Source organism: Flavivirga eckloniae (assembly GCF_002886045.1).
Classification (GTDB): domain Bacteria; phylum Bacteroidota; class Bacteroidia; order Flavobacteriales; family Flavobacteriaceae; genus Flavivirga; species Flavivirga eckloniae.
Genome location: NZ_CP025791.1, coordinates 4,208,875 through 4,227,271 on the forward strand (window position 1 = coordinate 4,208,875; position 18,397 = coordinate 4,227,271).

Consider the following 18,397-nt stretch of genomic DNA (forward strand, 5'->3'; position numbering starts at 1 on the left):
TCTAAAAAATTAATTGTATTAATAGGATATTAGAGGTTGTTTTTAAAAAGACTTTCAGTCGTTTTCCCAGTCTGTCGACAGGCAGATTTCTGAATGTTACTTTTTGATACAACCTCGTTTTTGTCGTCTACTTAAATTGTAAATATTTCGTCTTCAGCCAATACGTTTTGAGAGTCTTCTAATACGTTTTGCTGACTATTCCATACGGTTAAATAGGATAGCAAATAAGAAATAGTACTTTCTGCTCCTTGATTTCTATTTACGCAATGTGGTTCTAAACCATCACAGCAGCCTTTAGATTCTTCATCGTATAAAGGTATAAGTAAATCGTTATTACCAGTAAACCAACTAAAAGATATAAGCATTCTTTCGTGGTATTTCTTTTCTTTGGTAATTTCAAAAGCTTTGTTGTACATCATGGTCATCGCCATGGCATTAATGGGTTGCTGTCCATGTGCAGGTCGTTTTTTGCCTTTATAATACCACGTGTTACCTACTAAAGAAATTCTGTTGTTTTTGTAAGTTTCTTTGTCTAGGAAGTCGGTGCTTTTGCTTGCTACATCATAAATTTCTTTATCTTTTATTAGGTCGTATGCATGCCAAAGTGCTAAAGGTATTATGGCATTATCATAGCATAAAACTGGCTCGAACCATTTCCAATCCTTATCACTTTCTTCTTTGTATTGGTGCAATAATTTGTATGTTAGTAAATTTGTTAAATGTATTATGCCTTCGTTATCCGGATAACGTTTTAAAAAGTGGCAAAGTCCTATTATAACACTAGCAATGGCTCTTATTGATGTGATTTTTTCGAAATGATGATAGGCTTTAAAGAAGATGTCTTTCGCAAACTGGAAATGGCTGTCGTTAGGAGCTAATCTAATTAAGTATCCCATAGCCCAAATGGTTCTTCCAAAGGAATCTTCAGAGCCTTTTTCGTCTAAAAACTTTTTTTCGTAACTCATATCATTATGAAAAAAGCCGTCTTCCATTTGCATGAGTTTAATATATCTTAAATATACTTCCGAAAGCTCTAACGAGTTCCTGTCAATACCAAACTCATAAGCCATTAAAACCAGTAATAAAGCTCTTGAATTATCGTCTAGGCAATACCCCTCTTTGTAATCGGGAACAGAATAATTTGCATGTTCTATTATGCCCATATCATCGGTTAACCGTTTAATATGATCCATACTAAACTTAGGCATTGTTAGAGGTTTTTCTTCTAAATTGGTAGGAGGTTTGTTATCTGTGTTGCTAAGTACTTTAATGTATCGTAGGCCAATTTTATCCCAATATAGTTCCTTACCATAGTTGAAAGCAGCCGCTTTTATCTGGTCAATGCTATCCGGGTTATCTAATAGATCACACAAGGTTTCTGCCAGAGCATCACTATTGCCAAAGGGGAATGTTTTTCCTTTGTTATAGGCAAGTAATTCTTTTGCATGCCAAAAAGGCGTCGAAACTATGCACGCTCCGGCACCAATAGCATAGCAAATCGTACCACTTGTTATTTGTGCTTCATTTAAGTATGGTGTGATGTATATGTCAGATTCTACTAGAAAAGATTTTATATCCTCTTCTTTAAAAAAGGCATCCTCAAAAATAACATTGTCGGCTACATTATTGGATTTAGCTAAGTCTTTAAGATAATCACGATACTCTTCGTTAGAATGCTTTTTTACATTCGGATGCGTTTGCCCCAGTACGACATAAACGACATTCGGATGTTTCTTTATTACTTTGGGTAAGGCATTAATAACGGTTTCAATACCTTTACTACGGCCTAAAAACCCAAATGTACCTAACACTTTTTTTCCTGAGTAATCAAATCTTGTATTCGTAGCTTCTATGTTGGAAAAATCGGGTACGCCGTGATGAATAAATTCAATTTTTTGAAGCGGTATTTCGTAAATCGCAGTTAAAAAATCAATAGCTAGATGACTCATAACTACCAATTTTTGTGATAATTGACCTATTTTTTTTAGAATGTGTTTTTCATGATAGCTCGGAGTTTGTAGTATGGTATGTAATGTTGTAACAATAGGCATTTTTAATTGCTGCAACAGATTTAATACATAAACACCACTTTCTCCTCCAAAAATTCCAAATTCATGTTGGAAGATACAAACGTCGGCATCTATGTCATTTATTAAATTAGCGGCTATACTATAATCTTTGGCTTCTTGCTGCCTTATAGTACATTTAACAATGTCGGGATATTCATATACCTGATCATGGTCGTTCATAGCGACTACGAAAACCTCATTTTTAGTTCCTTGGTTGTCGTTTGCTGCTAGAATAGAATTAGCTAGGTTGGTTGTAAACGTTGCAATGCCACAACGTCTGGGCATATAATTGCCAAGAATAACGATTTTCATGTTTTTCTTTTTTAAAGGTTAAAAGAAAGTATTGTGTTAGTAAATACAAACATTGAAAGTTAATTCTTTAAAGTAGGATAATACAACAAATTTGTAGTTGTTTTCAACACGGTTATTAACAATTTGAATTTTATAGGTTGACTAATAGGAGGTTATGGTTTAGGGCGTAGAATTCGAAATGGTAGATATGTATTCGAAAAATATAAAACTATTCGTTTTATTTCGGTTTATGGAGCCTAAAAATTGATATAAATGGCGAGCTTAAAACGATGTTACAGCGCGATTAAAAGTAGGAACAAGTGTAGGGCTGGAGGCATTGAATTATTGATACTTAACTGTAATAATTAGCCAAACGATTTTATTTGACAAACAGTTGCTCCATATCTTTAAAGGACTTAAACTCTAATGCATTTCCGGAAGGGTCTTTAAAGAACATGGTGGCTTGTTCACCAATTAGGCCCTCAAACCGGATGTAAGGGGCAATGATAAAATCGACATTTTTACTTTTAAGGCTTTCTGCAAAAGCGTGAAACGTATCCCATGGAAGAACAACTCCAAAATGAGGTACGGGAACATCTTTTCCATCCACTAAATTGGTGTGTAAACTGTCCGATTCTTTTGGTTTATAATGAATAACCAATTGATGACCGAAAAAGTTGAAGTCTACCCAAGTATCACTGCTCCTACCTTCCTTAAAACCTAATACATCTCTATAAAAAGTTCTGCATTTCGAAAGGTTGTTAACCGGTATAGCTAAATGGAAAGGAGGGATAGGGCTATTCATAATTAATAAGCTATTTTTTTGCTCTTCTTGCTGATTCTTGATATTCTTTGGTAGAATTTTTAATTAAAAGATTTAACTCATTAAGTTCATCTTTTGTTAATTCTCGATATTCACCAATAGGCATGTCCATTTTTATGTTCATTATTCTAACCCGTTTAAGTGTTTCTACCTCGTAGTTCAAATACTCGCACATGCGGCGTATTTGCCTGTTTAAGCCTTGGGTTAAGATGATTCTGAATTTGTAGGTGCTTAATTTTTCGACTTTACATTTTTTAGTCACTTTGTTCAATTCTGCAAGTGGAATACCACCAGACATACGCTCTATAAATGTTTGTGATATGGGTTTGTCTACAGTTACAATGTATTCCTTTTCATGATTGTTACTGGCACGCAAAATTTTATTTACAATATCGCCATCGTCGGTTAAAAGAATTAAACCTTCACTTGGTTTGTCAAGTCTACCGATTGGGAAAATACGTTTTGGATAGTTTATAAAGTCTATAATATTATCTTTTTCAACAGAAGTGTCTGTGGTACAAACAATCCCTACAGGTTTGTTAAAAGCGAGATAAACAAAGCTTTCTTTGGTGTTTTTTACTTCCTTACCATCAACATGAACTACATCACCGGGTGCAATTTTTGTTCCCATTTCTGGAATAACACCATTTATGGTTACGCGTCCTGCTTCAATAAGTTTGTCCGCTTCGCGACGCGAACAATATCCAACTTCGCTTAAGAATTTATTTATACGTTTTAACTGTACTTCCATGCCTCAAAAGTACAACATTTTATGCGTTTAAGAAGTCAATAACAAAATTGTGAACAGCGTCATTTTTCAGACCATGGCCAAAGCCTTTTGTTGCAATAAACTCAACTTTTTCGTAGTTTTTCTTGAACTTTAAGCCATCTGTAAAAGGAATAATTCGATCCTTTTTATCGTGTACGACCAATATTTTTGCGTCTATTTCTTTTGAGAAATTAGCAGCGGAATAATATTCGGGCAAATGGTTGTATTTTTTTAATACATACTGAGACATGCCTTTGGAAACTTTTTTGTTGTAACCCATCATGGTTTCATAGCGATCAAAAATATCAACAAAATCTGAGGGAGCTCCCAATGTGATTATTTTTTCAACAGATTCCAACTGTTTCTTATACTGCGAAAAGATGGTTGATGTGCCTCCAACAGAATGTCCTATTATGGTGTTTGCATTAAATTTTTTTGCAACGGTATGTATGCATTCCGAATAGAGCAAAGCGTTAAATAGTTTTCCACTGGAATTACCATGTCCTGGGGCATCTATTGCTATAACTGTATAATCTAAAGATTTTAAAAGTTCTATTAAGTCTTTCCATCTATAGGAATTGCTTTCCCAACCATGGGCTAATAAAACAGTATCTTTTTTGCCTTTCCAGCAATAAGTTTTTATTGAAATGTTTTCATAAACTATGTCTTCTTGAATAGCTGTGTTGAGGTATTGTACTTGTTCGTCCTGAATTCTTCCTTTTTGGGGAGTTGAGAATAGTTTAATGGCTAGTTTTGCCGCATAATTTGGTGAAAAATAGCTTAGCAAGTTTATGTAATAACCAATGATTTTTATAAGGTTTTTATTCATTTGGTTCTCTGTTTACTAAGTCGATAGAAAAAGCAGGGGTACAGATAGCAATATATTCACATGGTTCATTAAAGGGGTTGGAATATTGGACTCTGGTGTTCTTTTCAATTTTAATGGATTGACCGGCTTCTAAAACAATGGTTTCATCTTCAATAATAAATTGCTTTTTCCCTTTTATTATAAAAGTGAACTCGTCAAACTCAGGTGTTTGAAAGGGTTCGCTCCACCCGGAAGGCGCCTTCATATGGGCAATACTAATTTGTGAGTTGCCATCTGTTGCCAGCCCAAAATGTTCTTTAATTACTTTTCCATCATTAGTAGGAACAACGAATGGATTGTTCTGAATTGTGTATTTTTTCCTCACTACTTATTTACTTGTAAGTTTGTTTTCTTTTAACTCTGCATCCCAAACGTTTAGCTCTGTGCTTCAAAATTCAAGCTTCATGCTTTGTACTACAAGAGCCTAACTATTTCATGGGTTTCTTCTTGATCATGCCGCCTTTTAAATCTTTAACAATTCCCATGACGGTAAATGCATTTCTATCAATTTTATCAATTTCGGTTTGTAATTTGGCAAGTTCTAAACGTGTTACTATCGTATAAATGATATCCTTATCGTAACTATTGCCTTGTTTGCCGTAACCTCCTTTTCCTGCATATATGGTACAGGCTCTCCTTAACTTTTCGGTTAGCATGAGCCTCATTTCTTCATGTTTATTGGATATTATGGTAACTCCAACATATTCTTCTACACCATCGACCACAAAATCTACAGTTTTTCCTGCTGCTAAATAAGTAAGCATGGCATAGAGTGCTGTTTCTATGGAAAGTATGTATGCTCCTATTGAAAATATTATAATGTTGATTAATAATAAAACATCTCCAATGGTTAGCGATAATTTTCTACTTAAAAATATGGCTAAAACCTCAGTGCCATCAATAACACTTCCGCCTCGCATAGACATGCCTATACCTAATCCTAAAAAGAATCCCCCAAAAACAGCAATGAGTAGTTTGTCTTCGGTTATGGTGGGATAATCTACAAAGTGCACCACAAGAGCTAAAAGTGTGATAGCTGCAATACTCTTTATTGCAAACTTAGCACCTATGGTTCGAGAAGCAAGGATTAAAAATGGAAGGTTTACCAATACCAATAACAACCCTAGTTTTAAGGAGGTAACATTTTCCAATAATAAAGAAATACCTGTGGCTCCTCCATCAATGAATTGGTTGGGTAGTAAAAAACCTTTTAAACCGAATCCAGCAGAAAATACACCAATAATAATTAAAATGTATTCTTTTATGGCATGGGATAACTCTACATGAAGCTTTCTAGCTAGCGGAACTATTTGTTTTTTACTTACAGGTTTATCTGCTTGCTTTTTTTCAAGCCGTTTGCGAGCAATGTCTACTAATAGTTTAGAGAAGAATGGATTCATTTGTTTTCATGCTAATGCATATTCCAGTTTAAGAAAAAATATTTTATTTTGGCGTTATCTGGAATATGCGTTGCTTCTAATTTTACGTCCATATTAAATCTAAGATTTGCAGGAAGTTCTTTTTTATCTATAACAAAACTTGCGTTTAGTTCATTTACAATGATATGCACAGAGTTAATCAGGCTATTTATTTTCGAAATCTTATAAGCACTCGAAATTTCTTTAAATGTGCTTAGGTTAGAGATGCCCTTGTCGGTTTTATATCTTGGATCGATGATTTGAATACTTTCTATAACCGATGTAGAGTCTAAAGCTTGGTAGGGGGAAAGGCTTAAAAGCTGCTTGCCACCTTTTTCATATACATCTATGTTGTTTGTACCGCCTGCAAATTCGTCACCGCTAATAAATTTTACTAACGAGTCTTTAGCAAAAATACTTTCAAGGTCTTTTACTTGGGTAGAGTCTGTTAATAATCCAAGATGTTGTTTACCAATTTCAAAAGGATCTTGTTCCTTCTTGCAACTGGAAAATAAAAGGCTAAGTATTATAAGGCTTAAAAATGGTTTGTACATTATTTTAAAAATGATTTTGAGGTTAGTAAACTGTAATGGTCTAGTACTATTTTTTAAGTACTTTGGTTAAAATACCAAAAACGCTTCTTATAAATGTAGCACTTGTGAGTACTTTAACAATTGGATTCATTCTGGTGCTTCTTCTGCTGGAAGAACGTGTCGATGTACGTTTTTTGGATGCCGCTTTTTTAAGAGCTTCCTTTTCTTGTCGGGCTTTCTCTTTAGCTTCTTCGGCTTCGGCTTGTTTTATTTTTTCATTAAGTATTTCATAAGCACTTTCCCTATCAATGTCCTTATTGTATTTTTTTACCAGTTTTGATTCGGAAAGTAATGTACTTAATTCCGTTTCGGTTAAAATATCCATTCTACTCATAGGAGCTCGCATCATGGTAGCAGCCAGTGGTGTTGGTCTACCTTTTTCATCTAAAGCAGATACTAAAGCTTCCCCAATACCTAATGATGTTAGTACTTCTGTAGTGTCGTAATACTCAGAGTCCGGGTAATTTTCAGCGGTTAATTTTATAGCCTTTCTATCTTTAGCGGTAAATGCTCTTAAGGCGTGTTGTACTTTTAAACCCAGTTGCCCTAAAACAGCTTCAGGAACGTCTGTTGGGTTTTGCGTTACAAAATATAATCCTACTCCTTTACTTCGTATTAATTTTACAATGCTTTCTATTTGGCTCAATAATGCTTTTGATGCTTCATTAAATATTAAATGAGCTTCGTCTATAAATAGAATTAATTCAGGTCTGTCGCTATCACCTTGTTCTGGAAATGTTGAATATATTTCTGCTAATAAACTTAGCATAAATGTAGAGAACAACTTAGGCCTATCTTGTATATCGGTTAATCTTATAATGTTGATATAACCACGGCCATTCTCATCTATTCGTAACAGGTCTTGAGTGTCGAAAGATGTTTCACCAAAAAACAAATCTGCGCCTTGTTGTTCCAACTCAACAACTTTTCGCAAAATAGCTCCGGTAGACGCTGTTGAAATTCTACCATAAGCTTCTGCAAATTCAGCTTTTCCTTCTTGGGTGGCGTATTGTAATATTTTTTTAAAATCCTTTAAATCGAGGATAGGTAATTTATTGTCGTCGCAGTATTGGAATATAACGGCTACAATTCCGGATTGTGTTTCGGTTAAATCTAAGATTCTAGAAAGCAATACGGGACCAAACTCGCTTACGGTTGCTCTTAAGCGCACCCCTTCTTGTTCGGAAAGTGTTAAAATTTCAACAGGAAAACTTTTAGCCTCAAACGGAAGCCCTATTTTTTCATGACGTTCATCAATTTTTGGGTGTCCAGGACTTGGTTGTGCCAATCCGCTTAAATCTCCCTTAATATCCATAAGTAATACAGGAACACCTTTATCGCTCAAGTTTTCTGCTAAAACTTGTAATGATTTTGTTTTCCCTGTTCCGGTTGCACCGGCAATTAAACCATGACGATTCATGGTTTTTAAAGGTATTTTTACATGAGCACCCGTAACGGTTTCACCGTTTAACATGGCAGCACCTATTGGAATAAAATCCCCTTTAGTCGTATTGCCTTCGGTTATGAGTTTGAAAAAAGCCTCCTTATTATCCATACATTAGAATTTTGCCTAAAAATACAGGAAAAAAAGAAGAAGAAAAAAATTAGTAGTAATTATAAAACATATCTTCTTTTTTAAGGAGTTTCTTCTATTATTCACGCCATTTTACCCAAATAATCGCAGCAGGGTCATCAACACCAGAACCGGCAGATCTGGCTTTTAACATGATATAATCCCCAGCGTTAAAATCGATGTTAAACGTAGTTCTTGTAAAAGAACCTCCAGAAAGGCTAAACCTTCCATCTAGGGTAGGGTCTGCATTGTTTCCCACATTGGAGCCATTAATTACAAGATCAAAACTTTTAGATGTATTTCCTCCTGAAGATTCTATGGTTAAGTAAACAATAGTACCATCGAAAGGCATTTTTGGTCCGGTATCATTTTCTGTAGATGAATCGTCCCCAAGGTCTCCTCCAAACCATAGCATATCATCATCTGCAGTGAATGCGTAACCATATTGAAGTGCTGTAGTTTCAGTACTAAGCCATTTGGCTCTGGTTGCATCGTACATAAATAGTTTGTCACCAATAACGGCGAGTTGCCCGGTTACAGAACCGGTTGGTGCAGATTGCGGGTTTAATTCTAATGCAGGAATCCCGGTGTTAGTTGTTTCAATTTCTAATTCGGCAGTTGGAGAGGTCGTACCAATTCCAACTTGAGAGAAGCTATAATAACTGCATAGCAGCATTATAACACAGTAGGTTATTTTTTTCATTTTGGAGAGAGAGGTTATTAAGCAATTTACTTTGGTTATTAAATAAATAATGTATTTCTATTTATGTCATATGTTTGTTTTAAGTTATTTAATTTAGAGATTATTATTGGGTTACTTTACTTGTTTAACAAAAATGGAATGGTAAGACAATATCTGCATTGCTCATCCATACTTAACACAGATGTTTCTCTATCTGTTACAGCACCAGTTCCATAATAAGGGGATTTAATGTTACCACCGGAAACATCAATTCGAGCTTGTGGATTAGTATAACTGAAGCCCATTTGGATAAAGTTATTATAATGACCACGAACTGGCATTAAAGAATAAACTATTTTTTTCATTGTTTGAGAGTGTGTGAAAAAGCAATTTATTTATGTCACTAATATATTAAATAAAGCATTTATGTCAATATTATTTGCTTTAAGTCATTTAGTTTTTTTCATTAATATGTTGTTAATCGATTTTTTGTGAAAATTACTCAAACTAGCACAAATTTTCTTACTTAACATTCACGTTAATAGTAAATTAATACTTACAAACGAACTTACTGTACAAGAGTCTGGATTTATCGTACTAATTATGTATTTAGGAAAAAACATAATAGCGCGTACAAAGCAACATTATAGAGTAAGCCATTTTTTTCATTTTATAAGAGGGATTTAGAGCAATTTGTTTTTCAATTATAACATATGAATTTAAACAACGAGAAATTAAAATCAAAATATAATATAATGAACAATAGAGGCCTAAACCTTTTTTTGAGTTATTAGATACAAGGTTGAACCCTCGGTAAATAAAGGGATGTGGTTACTATTAAAGTAAGGTTTTTATGTTGCTTATTAAAAAAACAGATGTAGGCGCATTGCTTCGAGACTTGTAAGAATTAATAACTGATTTAGCAGAGTTTTTGATGTAAACGATATTTTAACAGCTAATTTATTTAACGAAAAACTGATTAGCGTTTATAGTAGAGCCTACAACATAAGAATCTGGATTTGTTCCCCAAGTAAATAGCATAGAAATAGTTCCAAAATTTTCGTAATACCAAAATTCTATTTTGTGCTCTCCTTCTGCCAATGTAATACTACCGCTAACTGTTGCAAGAGGCGGAGGGTTATCTGTCCAGTTTTCAATAACTAGAATATCGTCTATAAATACTCTACTGCCATCATTAGTTCTGGCATTAAGTGTAAAAGTTCCTGTGTTTTTAACTCTAAGTATTCCTGAATAACGTACAATAAATCCATCGGCGTCTGGTGCTATAGCTAATAACGCAGCATCGTTCATGTCGTTATTTAAAATGCCTTGAGAAGTAGATATACCCAATGTGCGTTTATTACCAATATTGGGTTGGGTGGTATTTACTATATCCCATGTATGATATTGCAGTCCTTTGTTTAAAGGAATTTCAATAATATCTCCGTCATTTTCTACTCCTAATAAAAATTGTTCGGTTCCTATGATTGTACCATTTCCATAGCTAGAAAATTTAACAGTCCCATTGTCAACATCAAGTTGCGCCTGGGGATTGTTTGTTCCAATGCCTATTTGAGCAAATGTATGGCCATACACCCAAAAAAATATTACTGCGTGATAGACTGCTTTTTTCATTCTTTGTTAGAGTGGTTAAGGAGTTACTTACTTTAAATTTATTCATGTGTGGGGGGATGTATTTGTTTTATAAATAGTATTTAAAAGGCATACTGTTTTATGTTTTATTACAGTTTATTAATTCTGTTTACTTATTTAGTAAAAAATTGGTTGGCGTTAATTATGGAACCAACAGGGTAAGAATCTGGATTTGCACCCCAGGTAAATTCCATAAATTCACTAATGGTGTTTTCATAGTACCAAAATTCAATTTTATGATCTCCCTGTGCCAGAGTAACACTATTAGAGCGCGTGGTAGAAGGTTGATCGAACCAATTTTCAAGAACAAGAACATTGTCTATGTAAATCCTGCTACCATCATCAGATCTTGCATTAAATGTAAATGTTCCTGTATTATTAACACGTATAGTACCTGTATAATAAATTATGTATCCATTATTATCGGGTGCTATTGCAGCTCGAGCAGCATCGTTTAAATTACCGTTGTGTACGCCTTGAGAGGTAGATACGCCCAGAGCTCTTATATTATCAATATTGGGTTGGCTTGTGTTGGATATGTCCCATGTATAGTATTGAAGCCCAGTACGATTAACTGTGTTTAAGGGAGATTCAATGATATTTCCATCGCTATCTACACTTAAAAGGTATGTTTCGGTACCTGTTATAGTGCCGGTACCATAATCTGAAAATCTGACATTTCCGCCGGTAACATCAAGTTGGGCCTGCGGATTTGTTGTTCCAATACCTACCTGGGAAAAACCAGAATAATGTATACAAAACAGTAGCATAGAATAGGCAATTTTTTTCATTTGTTGAGAGATTTAGGGGTGTTCATTTCAATTAAACAAAGTCAAATTATAAAAACAGAATTTAAAATCAAAGTATAATATAACAAGGTAAGGATGATACGGTCTCTTTAAATGGCGATTTATAATAGCTTACTCTCTGTAAACGAAGGGGTTTGGCTATAATTTAAGAAAGAACTTTATGTCATTTAATAATTTCATAATGTAGGTTTTAAGCTTCTATTTTTGTAAGAATAAATATCTTTTTTCTCTTTATGAAATTTAAACGACTTCCTTAATTTAAATAGATTTTTGGGATGCAAAATTAAACCGAGCTGTAACAGATTTACAAAAAGAGAAGAGGCAAATCTAAATATAAAAACTAGGTATGAAAATAGGCATTTATATGTATCTTTGCGGCCTATGAAAGAAATGATTCAGTTACAGATAGATAGAGGGGAAATGCTTCCTTTAATGGAAGAGTTTTATACGATTCAGGGCGAAGGGTACCATAAGGGAACTGCTGCTTATTTTATTCGTATTGGGGGATGTGATGTGGGATGCCATTGGTGCGATGTTAAAGAAAGTTGGAATGCCAATTTACATCCACCTACCGAGACTGTTAACATTGTTGAAAATGCCAAAAAGTACAGCGATACTATTGTTGTAACTGGAGGTGAGCCTTTAATGTGGGATATGACAGTTTTAACAGAGCGATTAAAAGACAAAGGGCTTCAGGTACATATAGAAACATCTGGTGCTTATAAATTTACTGGTACTTGGGATTGGGTTTGTTTATCTCCAAAAAAAACAAAGCTGCCCACTGAAGAGGCTTATGAGAAGGCTGATGAACTTAAGATGATTATTTATAATAAAGATGATTTTCGTTTTGCTGAAGAGCAAGCGGCTAAAGTTAATAAAGACTGCATTTTGTATTTACAACCGGAATGGAGTAAGCGAGATAAGGTAGTGCCAGAGATTGTAGATTATGTTATGGCTAATCCTAAATGGAAAGTATCGCTTCAAACGCATAAGTATTTGAATATTCCTTGAGTTTTTTAGTGTTTAGTAGGCAGTAGGCAGTAGGCAGTAGGCAATAGGTAATAGGCAATAGGCAATAGGTAAATAGGTAATAGGTAATAGGCAATAGGCAATAGGCAATAGGCAGTGTTCTGTTTGGTTGAATGATAAAAATAAAAATGTTCCTAATAGTTTTATACTAAATAGGAACATTTTAGTTTTGCCTAGCTTCTAGCTTCTAGCTTCTAGCTTCTAGCTTCTAGCTTCTAGCTTCTAGCTTCTAGCTTCTAGCTTCTAGCTTCTAGCTTATTACTTTGTAAAAGGTACTGCAACTCTCGTTGTTCCCCATCCTAAATGCATGTTTATGTTACCATCTCCTTCGGCAAAAGCAATAGAGAATGCGTCTAAAGGTTCTCCAGATGTTACAGGTACAGATAAACGTGCCACATCGTTACCTTCTTTATAGAAATAAGATCCCCAAACGTTTAAGTCTTTACTAATAATTGCTGTCCATTCTTTATCTCCCGGAATAGCATAAAATGTATAAGTCCCTGCTTTTACAGAGGTCTTTCCTAATTTCATATCTGTATATAAAGTTAGTTCAGCAGCTTCGTTAGCTCCTAGTCTCCAAACTTTACCATTTGGTGCTAAAGTAGCCATGTCTCTTCCTTTAAGTTGAGGTCTACTATAAACTATTTTAATAAGTTTATTGGCGTCTTTGTAGCTTGTAGGAAATGCAGCGGCATCCATCGGGCTCTTATCTAATTTTGAGAATTTTTGAGCATTCACATTGGCAGATAATAGCATAATAAATGCAAAAGCAATTGCTGAGAAAAATGTTGATTTTTTCATAATGAGTTTTTACGTTTTAAGATTAGAATTTTTTAAAGATAAATGTAAATCCTGTTAAGATTCTTATAAAAGTCGTTTGCCGATGTTAAAGTTTACATTTTGGAGCATAAAAAAAGAAGGTGTCTAAAAAGTTCTTGAATTGTCATTTTGAGCGCAGTCGAAAAATCTCAACACTTTAATAAACAGATGTTTAATTTTATGAGATTCTTCACTATGTTCTGAATGACACTTTTTAGATACCCTCTTTGTAAGGTTTTATAGTGCGAAAAATTACTTTTTCATTATTTTCACGTTCATTTCTTCTACCTTTTTATCCGATAATAAAGAAGGTGCTCCGAATAATAAATCTTCACTGGTTCCTGTTTTTGGGAAAGCCATGACTTCTCGAATGGATGCTTTTTTCTCCAAGATCATCATTAGTCTGTCTACACCCCATGCAATACCTCCATGAGGCGGCGCGCCATAATGGAAGGATTCGTACATGGTGCCAACGCTTTTAAGCATTTCTTCTTTGTTGTATCCCATGTTCTTATAAGTGGCTTCTAATATTTCGGGCTTATGGGCACGAACCGAACCGCCTCCTATTTCGTAACCATTTAGAATAAGATCGTATTGTTGGGCAATAATGTTTCCCATTTCATCGTCGTTACCATTCATATGTTTTTCAATATCATAAATGGCAGGCATGGAGAAAGGGTTGTGAGTAAACGTCCAGCGTCCTTCATCTGTTTTTTCAAACATAGGGAAGTCCACCACCCAGGCAGGTCTTAGCTCCTTAGGGTTGATTAAGCGCAACATACTTCCCAGCTCTTGACGAACTGCATCCAGGGCTTTATTGGCCGTTGCATAATCTGCGGCAGAGAAAAATACAATATCGCCTATTTGAGCATCTGTAGCTTTAATAATACCAGTAGCAATATCTTCGCCTAAAAACTTGATAATTGGCGATTGTAAATCGTTCTCGTTAACAATAATATATGCTAAACCGCCTAAGCCGTTTTGCTGAGCAATAGCAGTTAACTTTTCTATTTGTCCTTTAGATAAACGTTTGTTTCCTTGTTCTTGAGCTGATACTTTGATGCATTTTACAATACCGCCTTCTTCAATAGGTTTGCTGAATACCTGGAAGGTTGTATCTTTTACAATATCTGTTATGTCTTGTAGTTTTAAACCAAAACGTAAATCGGGTCTGTCGCAACCGTAATTATCCATCGCTTCTTTATAGGTAAGTACTTCAAACGGATGTAAAATCCATTTTTTACCGTAAATTTTCTTAACGATGTCGTTAAACATGTTTGTGTTCAAGTCTATAATTTGTTGCATACTGGCATAGGCCATTTCGATATCCAATTGTGTGAATTCCGGCTGACGATCGCCTCGGGAATCTTCATCCCTAAAACAACGGGCAATTTGGAAGTACTTTTCGTAACCACTTACCATAAGCATTTGTTTAAATTGCTGAGGTGCTTGTGGTAAGGTGTAAAATGCACCTGCTTGTTTACGGGAAGGTACTATAAACTCTCTTGCACCTTCGTCTGTTCCTGCACTTAAAATAGGCGTTTCAATTTCAAGGAAATTTTGCTCGTCTAAAATATCGCGCATCATTTTAATTACCTTATGTCGATTAACGATAACCCTACGAACATCATCATTTCTATGATCTAAGTACTTGTGTTTAAAACGAACATTCTCGTTGGTTTTCGTGGCTCTTTTAATTTCGAAAGGTAATGTTCTGGACAGGTTTAAAATTTCTAAGGAAGCCGTTTCCATTTCTATTTCACCTGTACGTAAAGCTGCATTAAAATCATCATCATTACGTTTAACAATGGTTCCAGTAACCGTTATAACCGATTCGGGTTTTAATTTTACAAGCTCGTCTAAGTTAGGGAACGATTCTCTACTTAGTCGTACTTGGAAAACTTCGTTGCTGGAGTCTCGTAAATCAATAAAAATAAGCTCTCCATGATCTCGAACACTCGATACCCAGCCCGAAAAAGTAACATCCTCGGAGATATTAGCTTCAGAGATATCCGAAATTAAATGCGTTCTGTATTCGTCTTTTATAACGATAGGAATTTCTGGTAAAACCTCTTCTTGTATTTTTGTAGTTGGTTGCCCATTGTTGGTTGCTGGTTGTTGACTGCTGGTTGTTGGCTGCTCTGTTTTTGCTGATGCAGAGCTTTGCAACTGATTAAGAATCTCTTCTCGAATTACTTTTCCGGAAGCACCTTTACCAATAATGGCAATGACCTTACCTACTAAAATACCAGCTTTTCCTTGGTTACCAGCTTTGATATCGTTTGCAACAGCTTCATTCTCTGAAATTACTTTTGCAATGGCATCCTCAATTTGAGATTTAGAGATTGTATTGTCTTCAAAATACTTGTTGTAATTGAAATCCCTGTCTTTTAGATAAGACGTTATGGCATTTTGAACTAATACGGATGTTATTTTCTCATCCTTGAAAAGTTGGAAAATTTCAATAAGGTGTTCAATTCTGTGTATATCTGCATACTCGTCTGCACCAATATTATTCACTAACGTTTTTGCAACAAACGATGGGTCGTTAAGCGCTTTGTTTATTGTCATAAACGTTTTTGAGCGTAAGGAATCTGCTGTAAAAAATTTGGCATCCTGTGGTAGCACGCCGCCTTTAATCAAGATTGATTCTACGGCATAGGGCAGGGTACTGGTATCTACCTGAATAGAATCGACTACTTCTTTAATAGAAACAAAAGGTAAATCGGGTTCTGATATAAAACGATAATCGGCCTCGAACTCCTTTTTACGCATCGTTTTGGTTTGCTTTAATTCGGCATCCCATAAAACGGTGGTTTGTTCTGGTCGAAACTCCTTGTGTTCGATGTAGTAGTTGAATTGTTTTTCAACTTCTTCTTTTAAAGCTTCTACCATAAACTTAAACGAGTTTAAGTTTTTTATTTCGGTACGTGGGTTTAAAACATAACTGTGTTTTTTACGTAATGATACAGAAACGTCCGATTTAAATTCTCCTTTTTCAAGGTTAGCTTCAGATATTTTTAAATTCTGAACGATACGTTGAATGTACTGCGCATAAATTGAAGCATCTTCAATATGGCGAATACATGGTTCTGTTACAATTTCTATAAGGGGAACACCGGCTTTATTAAAATCGACCAGCGAAACCTTTTTTTCGTGCATCAATTTAGCAGCATCTTCCTCAATATGCACTTGCGTTAAATTAACGGTGAATTGAGACCCATCGTTTCGGTAACAAGATACCTGTCCGTCTGGTATGATGGGGTTGTGAAACTGCGTAATTTGGATGTTCTTTGGGTTATCCGGGTATTCGTAATGTTTTCTGTCCCATGAAATCACATCGTTTTCGAAAGATGACTTTACAGCTTTTCCAAAATAAATAGCTTTATTAAGTGCTTCTTTGTTAATGGCAGGTAAAACCCCCATTTGTCCTGTACAAACAGAGCATATATTTTCGTTTGGTGTTAGTGTTTCCATGTCGCCGTTTGGGCAAGAACAAAACAACTTGGTTTTGGTATTTAATCGTACGTGGGTTTCTAGTCCGATTACCAATTCTAACTCGTGGGCTTTTAATGCCGCGTCTAATTGTTCCAGTTCCATTATATCATGTCTTTTAAGAAGTTAGCAAACTTCAAAACGAGTTCGTCATTATTTTTTGCTGCCGTAAGTTGTAAGCCTGTTTCTGTACCTTGAGGAATGGTTAGGGTTGGCAGGTGTCCTAAACTAAAACCTACGGTATAGGCATCGGATAAATACATGGCTAAAGGGTCTTTTAAACTATCTCCGATTTTTGGAGGTCTACTAGGTGTAACAGGCGATAGGATGATATCGACTTCTTCAAAATCTTTTTCAAAATTTTCAGAAATAGCATCTCTTAAAGCGAGACCTTTTAAATAGATTTCATCGGAAAACCCCTGAGATAATACCTGGTTACCACCAACAATTCTTCGTTTGGTTTCTTCGGAAAATTTCTCTGATCGGGTAATAGCGTACGATTCCTTTAGGTTTTTATCTTCTATACGGTCGCCGTAATTCGTACCGTCTAAACGCGATAGATTAGAGGCTGTTTCTGCCATAGCTAAAGTATAATAGGTAGAAACCAGAATATCAGATTTAAAGAAATCGAGTTCTTTTACTTCTATACCTTTTGCTTTTATTTTTTCGATAGTTGCTAAAAAATCGGCTTTTATTTGTGCATCTATGGCTTCGCTTTCAATAAAGTTTTTAAAATAGCCAACAGTTTTAATGTTGGATGCATTTAAAATACTGTCTTCTTCTATAGTTTTAGAAGTGTATGTGGTTTGATCCTTTGTGTCTTTACCACTCATGGTGTTTAAAACAATACGGATATCTTCAACAGATTTTGCCAATGGTCCTACGCAATCTGTAGATGAAGCGTAAGCCATTAAACCATAACGCGAAATACGCCCGTAGGTTGGTTTTAAACCGTATACGTTATTATAGCCTGCGGGCTGACGTACAGAACCACCGGTATCGCCACCAATAGAAAAAATGGTATAGTCTTTAGCAACGTTTACGGCAGATCCGCCACTGGAACCTCCTCCAACTAATTCTGGGTTTACAGCGTTTTTTACGGCACCAAAAATGGTGTTTTCGCTCGATGATCCATGGCCAAAACTATCGCAGTTTTCCTTAACAATTGGTATAGCGCCCGCATCCAATAATTTTTGAATGGCAGTAGCTGTATATGCCGATTTGTAGTTTTTGAGTAAGTCTGAGCTTGCTGTTGTATACGTGCCTTGTAGCATGTATACGTCTTTAATTCCAAACGGAATTCCTTCTAGTAAGCCAATGGTCTCGCCATTTGCAATTTTGGCATCTACCAGGGCTGCTCGTTCTAAAGCCAAGTCTGTTAATAAAGAGTTTACGGTGTTATGAGTATTCTCTTTAAGTAAGCTTAGTTTTTCTTGTACCAAGTCTACACAAGATATTTTCTTATCCAGCAGTTGCTTATGGATGTGTTGTATTTGAGATTCCATA

Annotated in this window: 15 protein-coding genes and 2 pseudogenes; 1 reads left to right on the forward strand and 16 read right to left on the reverse strand. The window is 35.3% G+C overall.

The genetic code is table 11. The annotated features are described in order from the left end of the window. Window positions 1-131 precede the first annotated feature (131 nt). From C1H87_RS17490 to C1H87_RS17545, 12 genes are all read right to left on the reverse strand, one after another. Window positions 132-2,381 carry a glycosyltransferase family 4 protein gene (locus tag C1H87_RS17490; RefSeq protein ID WP_102757052.1) on the reverse strand — a complete coding sequence of 750 codons (2,250 nt, stop codon included), beginning with the start codon at window positions 2,379-2,381 and terminating at the stop codon, window positions 132-134. Between the two features lie 358 nt (window positions 2,382-2,739). Continuing rightward, entirely contained in the window at window positions 2,740-3,165 is a 426-nt protein-coding gene (locus C1H87_RS17495; protein WP_102757053.1) for a VOC family protein, read from the reverse strand. A gap of 10 nt (window positions 3,166-3,175) precedes the next feature. After that, the gene (gene rluF / locus C1H87_RS17500) at window positions 3,176-3,934 is read right to left on the reverse strand and encodes a 23S rRNA pseudouridine(2604) synthase RluF (RefSeq protein ID WP_102757054.1); all 759 of its coding nucleotides are present in this window, start codon (window positions 3,932-3,934) and stop codon (window positions 3,176-3,178) included. Window positions 3,935-3,953: 19 nt separating this feature from the next. Continuing rightward, the gene (locus tag C1H87_RS17505) at window positions 3,954-4,781 is read right to left on the reverse strand and encodes an alpha/beta fold hydrolase (protein ID WP_102757055.1); all 828 of its coding nucleotides are present in this window, start codon (window positions 4,779-4,781) and stop codon (window positions 3,954-3,956) included. Next, window positions 4,774-5,145, reverse strand: coding sequence for a cupin domain-containing protein (locus tag C1H87_RS17510; protein ID WP_102757056.1), 372 nt, complete (start codon window positions 5,143-5,145; stop codon window positions 4,774-4,776). The genes C1H87_RS17505 and C1H87_RS17510 overlap by 8 nt, the downstream gene beginning before the upstream one ends. Before the next feature lie 103 nt (window positions 5,146-5,248). Beyond that, complete coding sequence (locus C1H87_RS17515) at window positions 5,249-6,220, reverse strand: YitT family protein (protein ID WP_102757057.1); 972 nt, start codon at window positions 6,218-6,220, stop codon at window positions 5,249-5,251. 11 nt (window positions 6,221-6,231) lie between these two features. Beyond that, window positions 6,232-6,792 carry a hypothetical protein gene (locus tag C1H87_RS17520; RefSeq protein WP_102757058.1) on the reverse strand — a complete coding sequence of 187 codons (561 nt, stop codon included), beginning with the start codon at window positions 6,790-6,792 and terminating at the stop codon, window positions 6,232-6,234. 46 nt (window positions 6,793-6,838) lie between these two features. Next, a complete protein-coding gene (locus C1H87_RS17525; RefSeq protein WP_102757059.1) occupies window positions 6,839-8,386 on the reverse strand; it encodes a helicase HerA-like domain-containing protein in 1,548 nt (515 codons plus the stop codon). 97 nt (window positions 8,387-8,483) lie between these two features. Next, the gene (locus C1H87_RS17530; protein ID WP_102757060.1) at window positions 8,484-9,107 is read right to left on the reverse strand and encodes a hypothetical protein; all 624 of its coding nucleotides are present in this window, start codon (window positions 9,105-9,107) and stop codon (window positions 8,484-8,486) included. A 116-nt stretch (window positions 9,108-9,223) separates the two neighbouring features. Further along, entirely contained in the window at window positions 9,224-9,451 is a 228-nt protein-coding gene (locus C1H87_RS17535; protein WP_102757061.1) for a hypothetical protein, read from the reverse strand. A 595-nt stretch (window positions 9,452-10,046) separates the two neighbouring features. Next, on the reverse strand, window positions 10,047-10,721 hold the full coding sequence (locus C1H87_RS17540; protein WP_102757062.1) for a PA14 domain-containing protein: 675 nt from the start codon (window positions 10,719-10,721) through the stop codon (window positions 10,047-10,049). Between the two features lie 131 nt (window positions 10,722-10,852). Next, window positions 10,853-11,530, reverse strand: a complete 678-nt coding sequence (locus tag C1H87_RS17545; protein ID WP_102757063.1) for a PA14 domain-containing protein — start codon at window positions 11,528-11,530, stop codon at window positions 10,853-10,855. Between the two features lie 399 nt (window positions 11,531-11,929). Between C1H87_RS17545 and C1H87_RS17550 the strand changes: the two genes are divergently transcribed. Beyond that, window positions 11,930-12,559: a 7-carboxy-7-deazaguanine synthase QueE gene (locus C1H87_RS17550; RefSeq protein WP_102757064.1), complete on the forward strand. Its 630-nt coding sequence runs from the start codon at window positions 11,930-11,932 to the stop codon at window positions 12,557-12,559. A 276-nt stretch (window positions 12,560-12,835) separates the two neighbouring features. Here the strand turns inward: C1H87_RS17550 and C1H87_RS17555 are convergent, their stop codons facing one another. The 4 genes and pseudogenes from C1H87_RS17555 to C1H87_RS17565 form a co-directional block, all read right to left on the reverse strand. Next, window positions 12,836-13,378, reverse strand: coding sequence for a DUF2911 domain-containing protein (locus C1H87_RS17555; RefSeq protein ID WP_102757065.1), 543 nt, complete (start codon window positions 13,376-13,378; stop codon window positions 12,836-12,838). A 270-nt stretch (window positions 13,379-13,648) separates the two neighbouring features. Further along, a pseudogene (gene aspS, locus C1H87_RS23765) lies at window positions 13,649-15,478 on the reverse strand (aspartate--tRNA ligase); the annotation flags it as partial. Between the two features lie 141 nt (window positions 15,479-15,619). After that, window positions 15,620-16,996 (reverse strand): annotated as a pseudogene (gene gatB, locus C1H87_RS23770) (Asp-tRNA(Asn)/Glu-tRNA(Gln) amidotransferase subunit GatB); the annotation flags it as partial. After that, on the reverse strand, window positions 16,996-18,396 hold the full coding sequence (locus tag C1H87_RS17565; protein ID WP_102757067.1) for an amidase family protein: 1,401 nt from the start codon (window positions 18,394-18,396) through the stop codon (window positions 16,996-16,998). The gene C1H87_RS17565 and the pseudogene gatB, both read right to left, overlap by 1 nt. Window position 18,397: the final 1 nt, after the last annotated feature.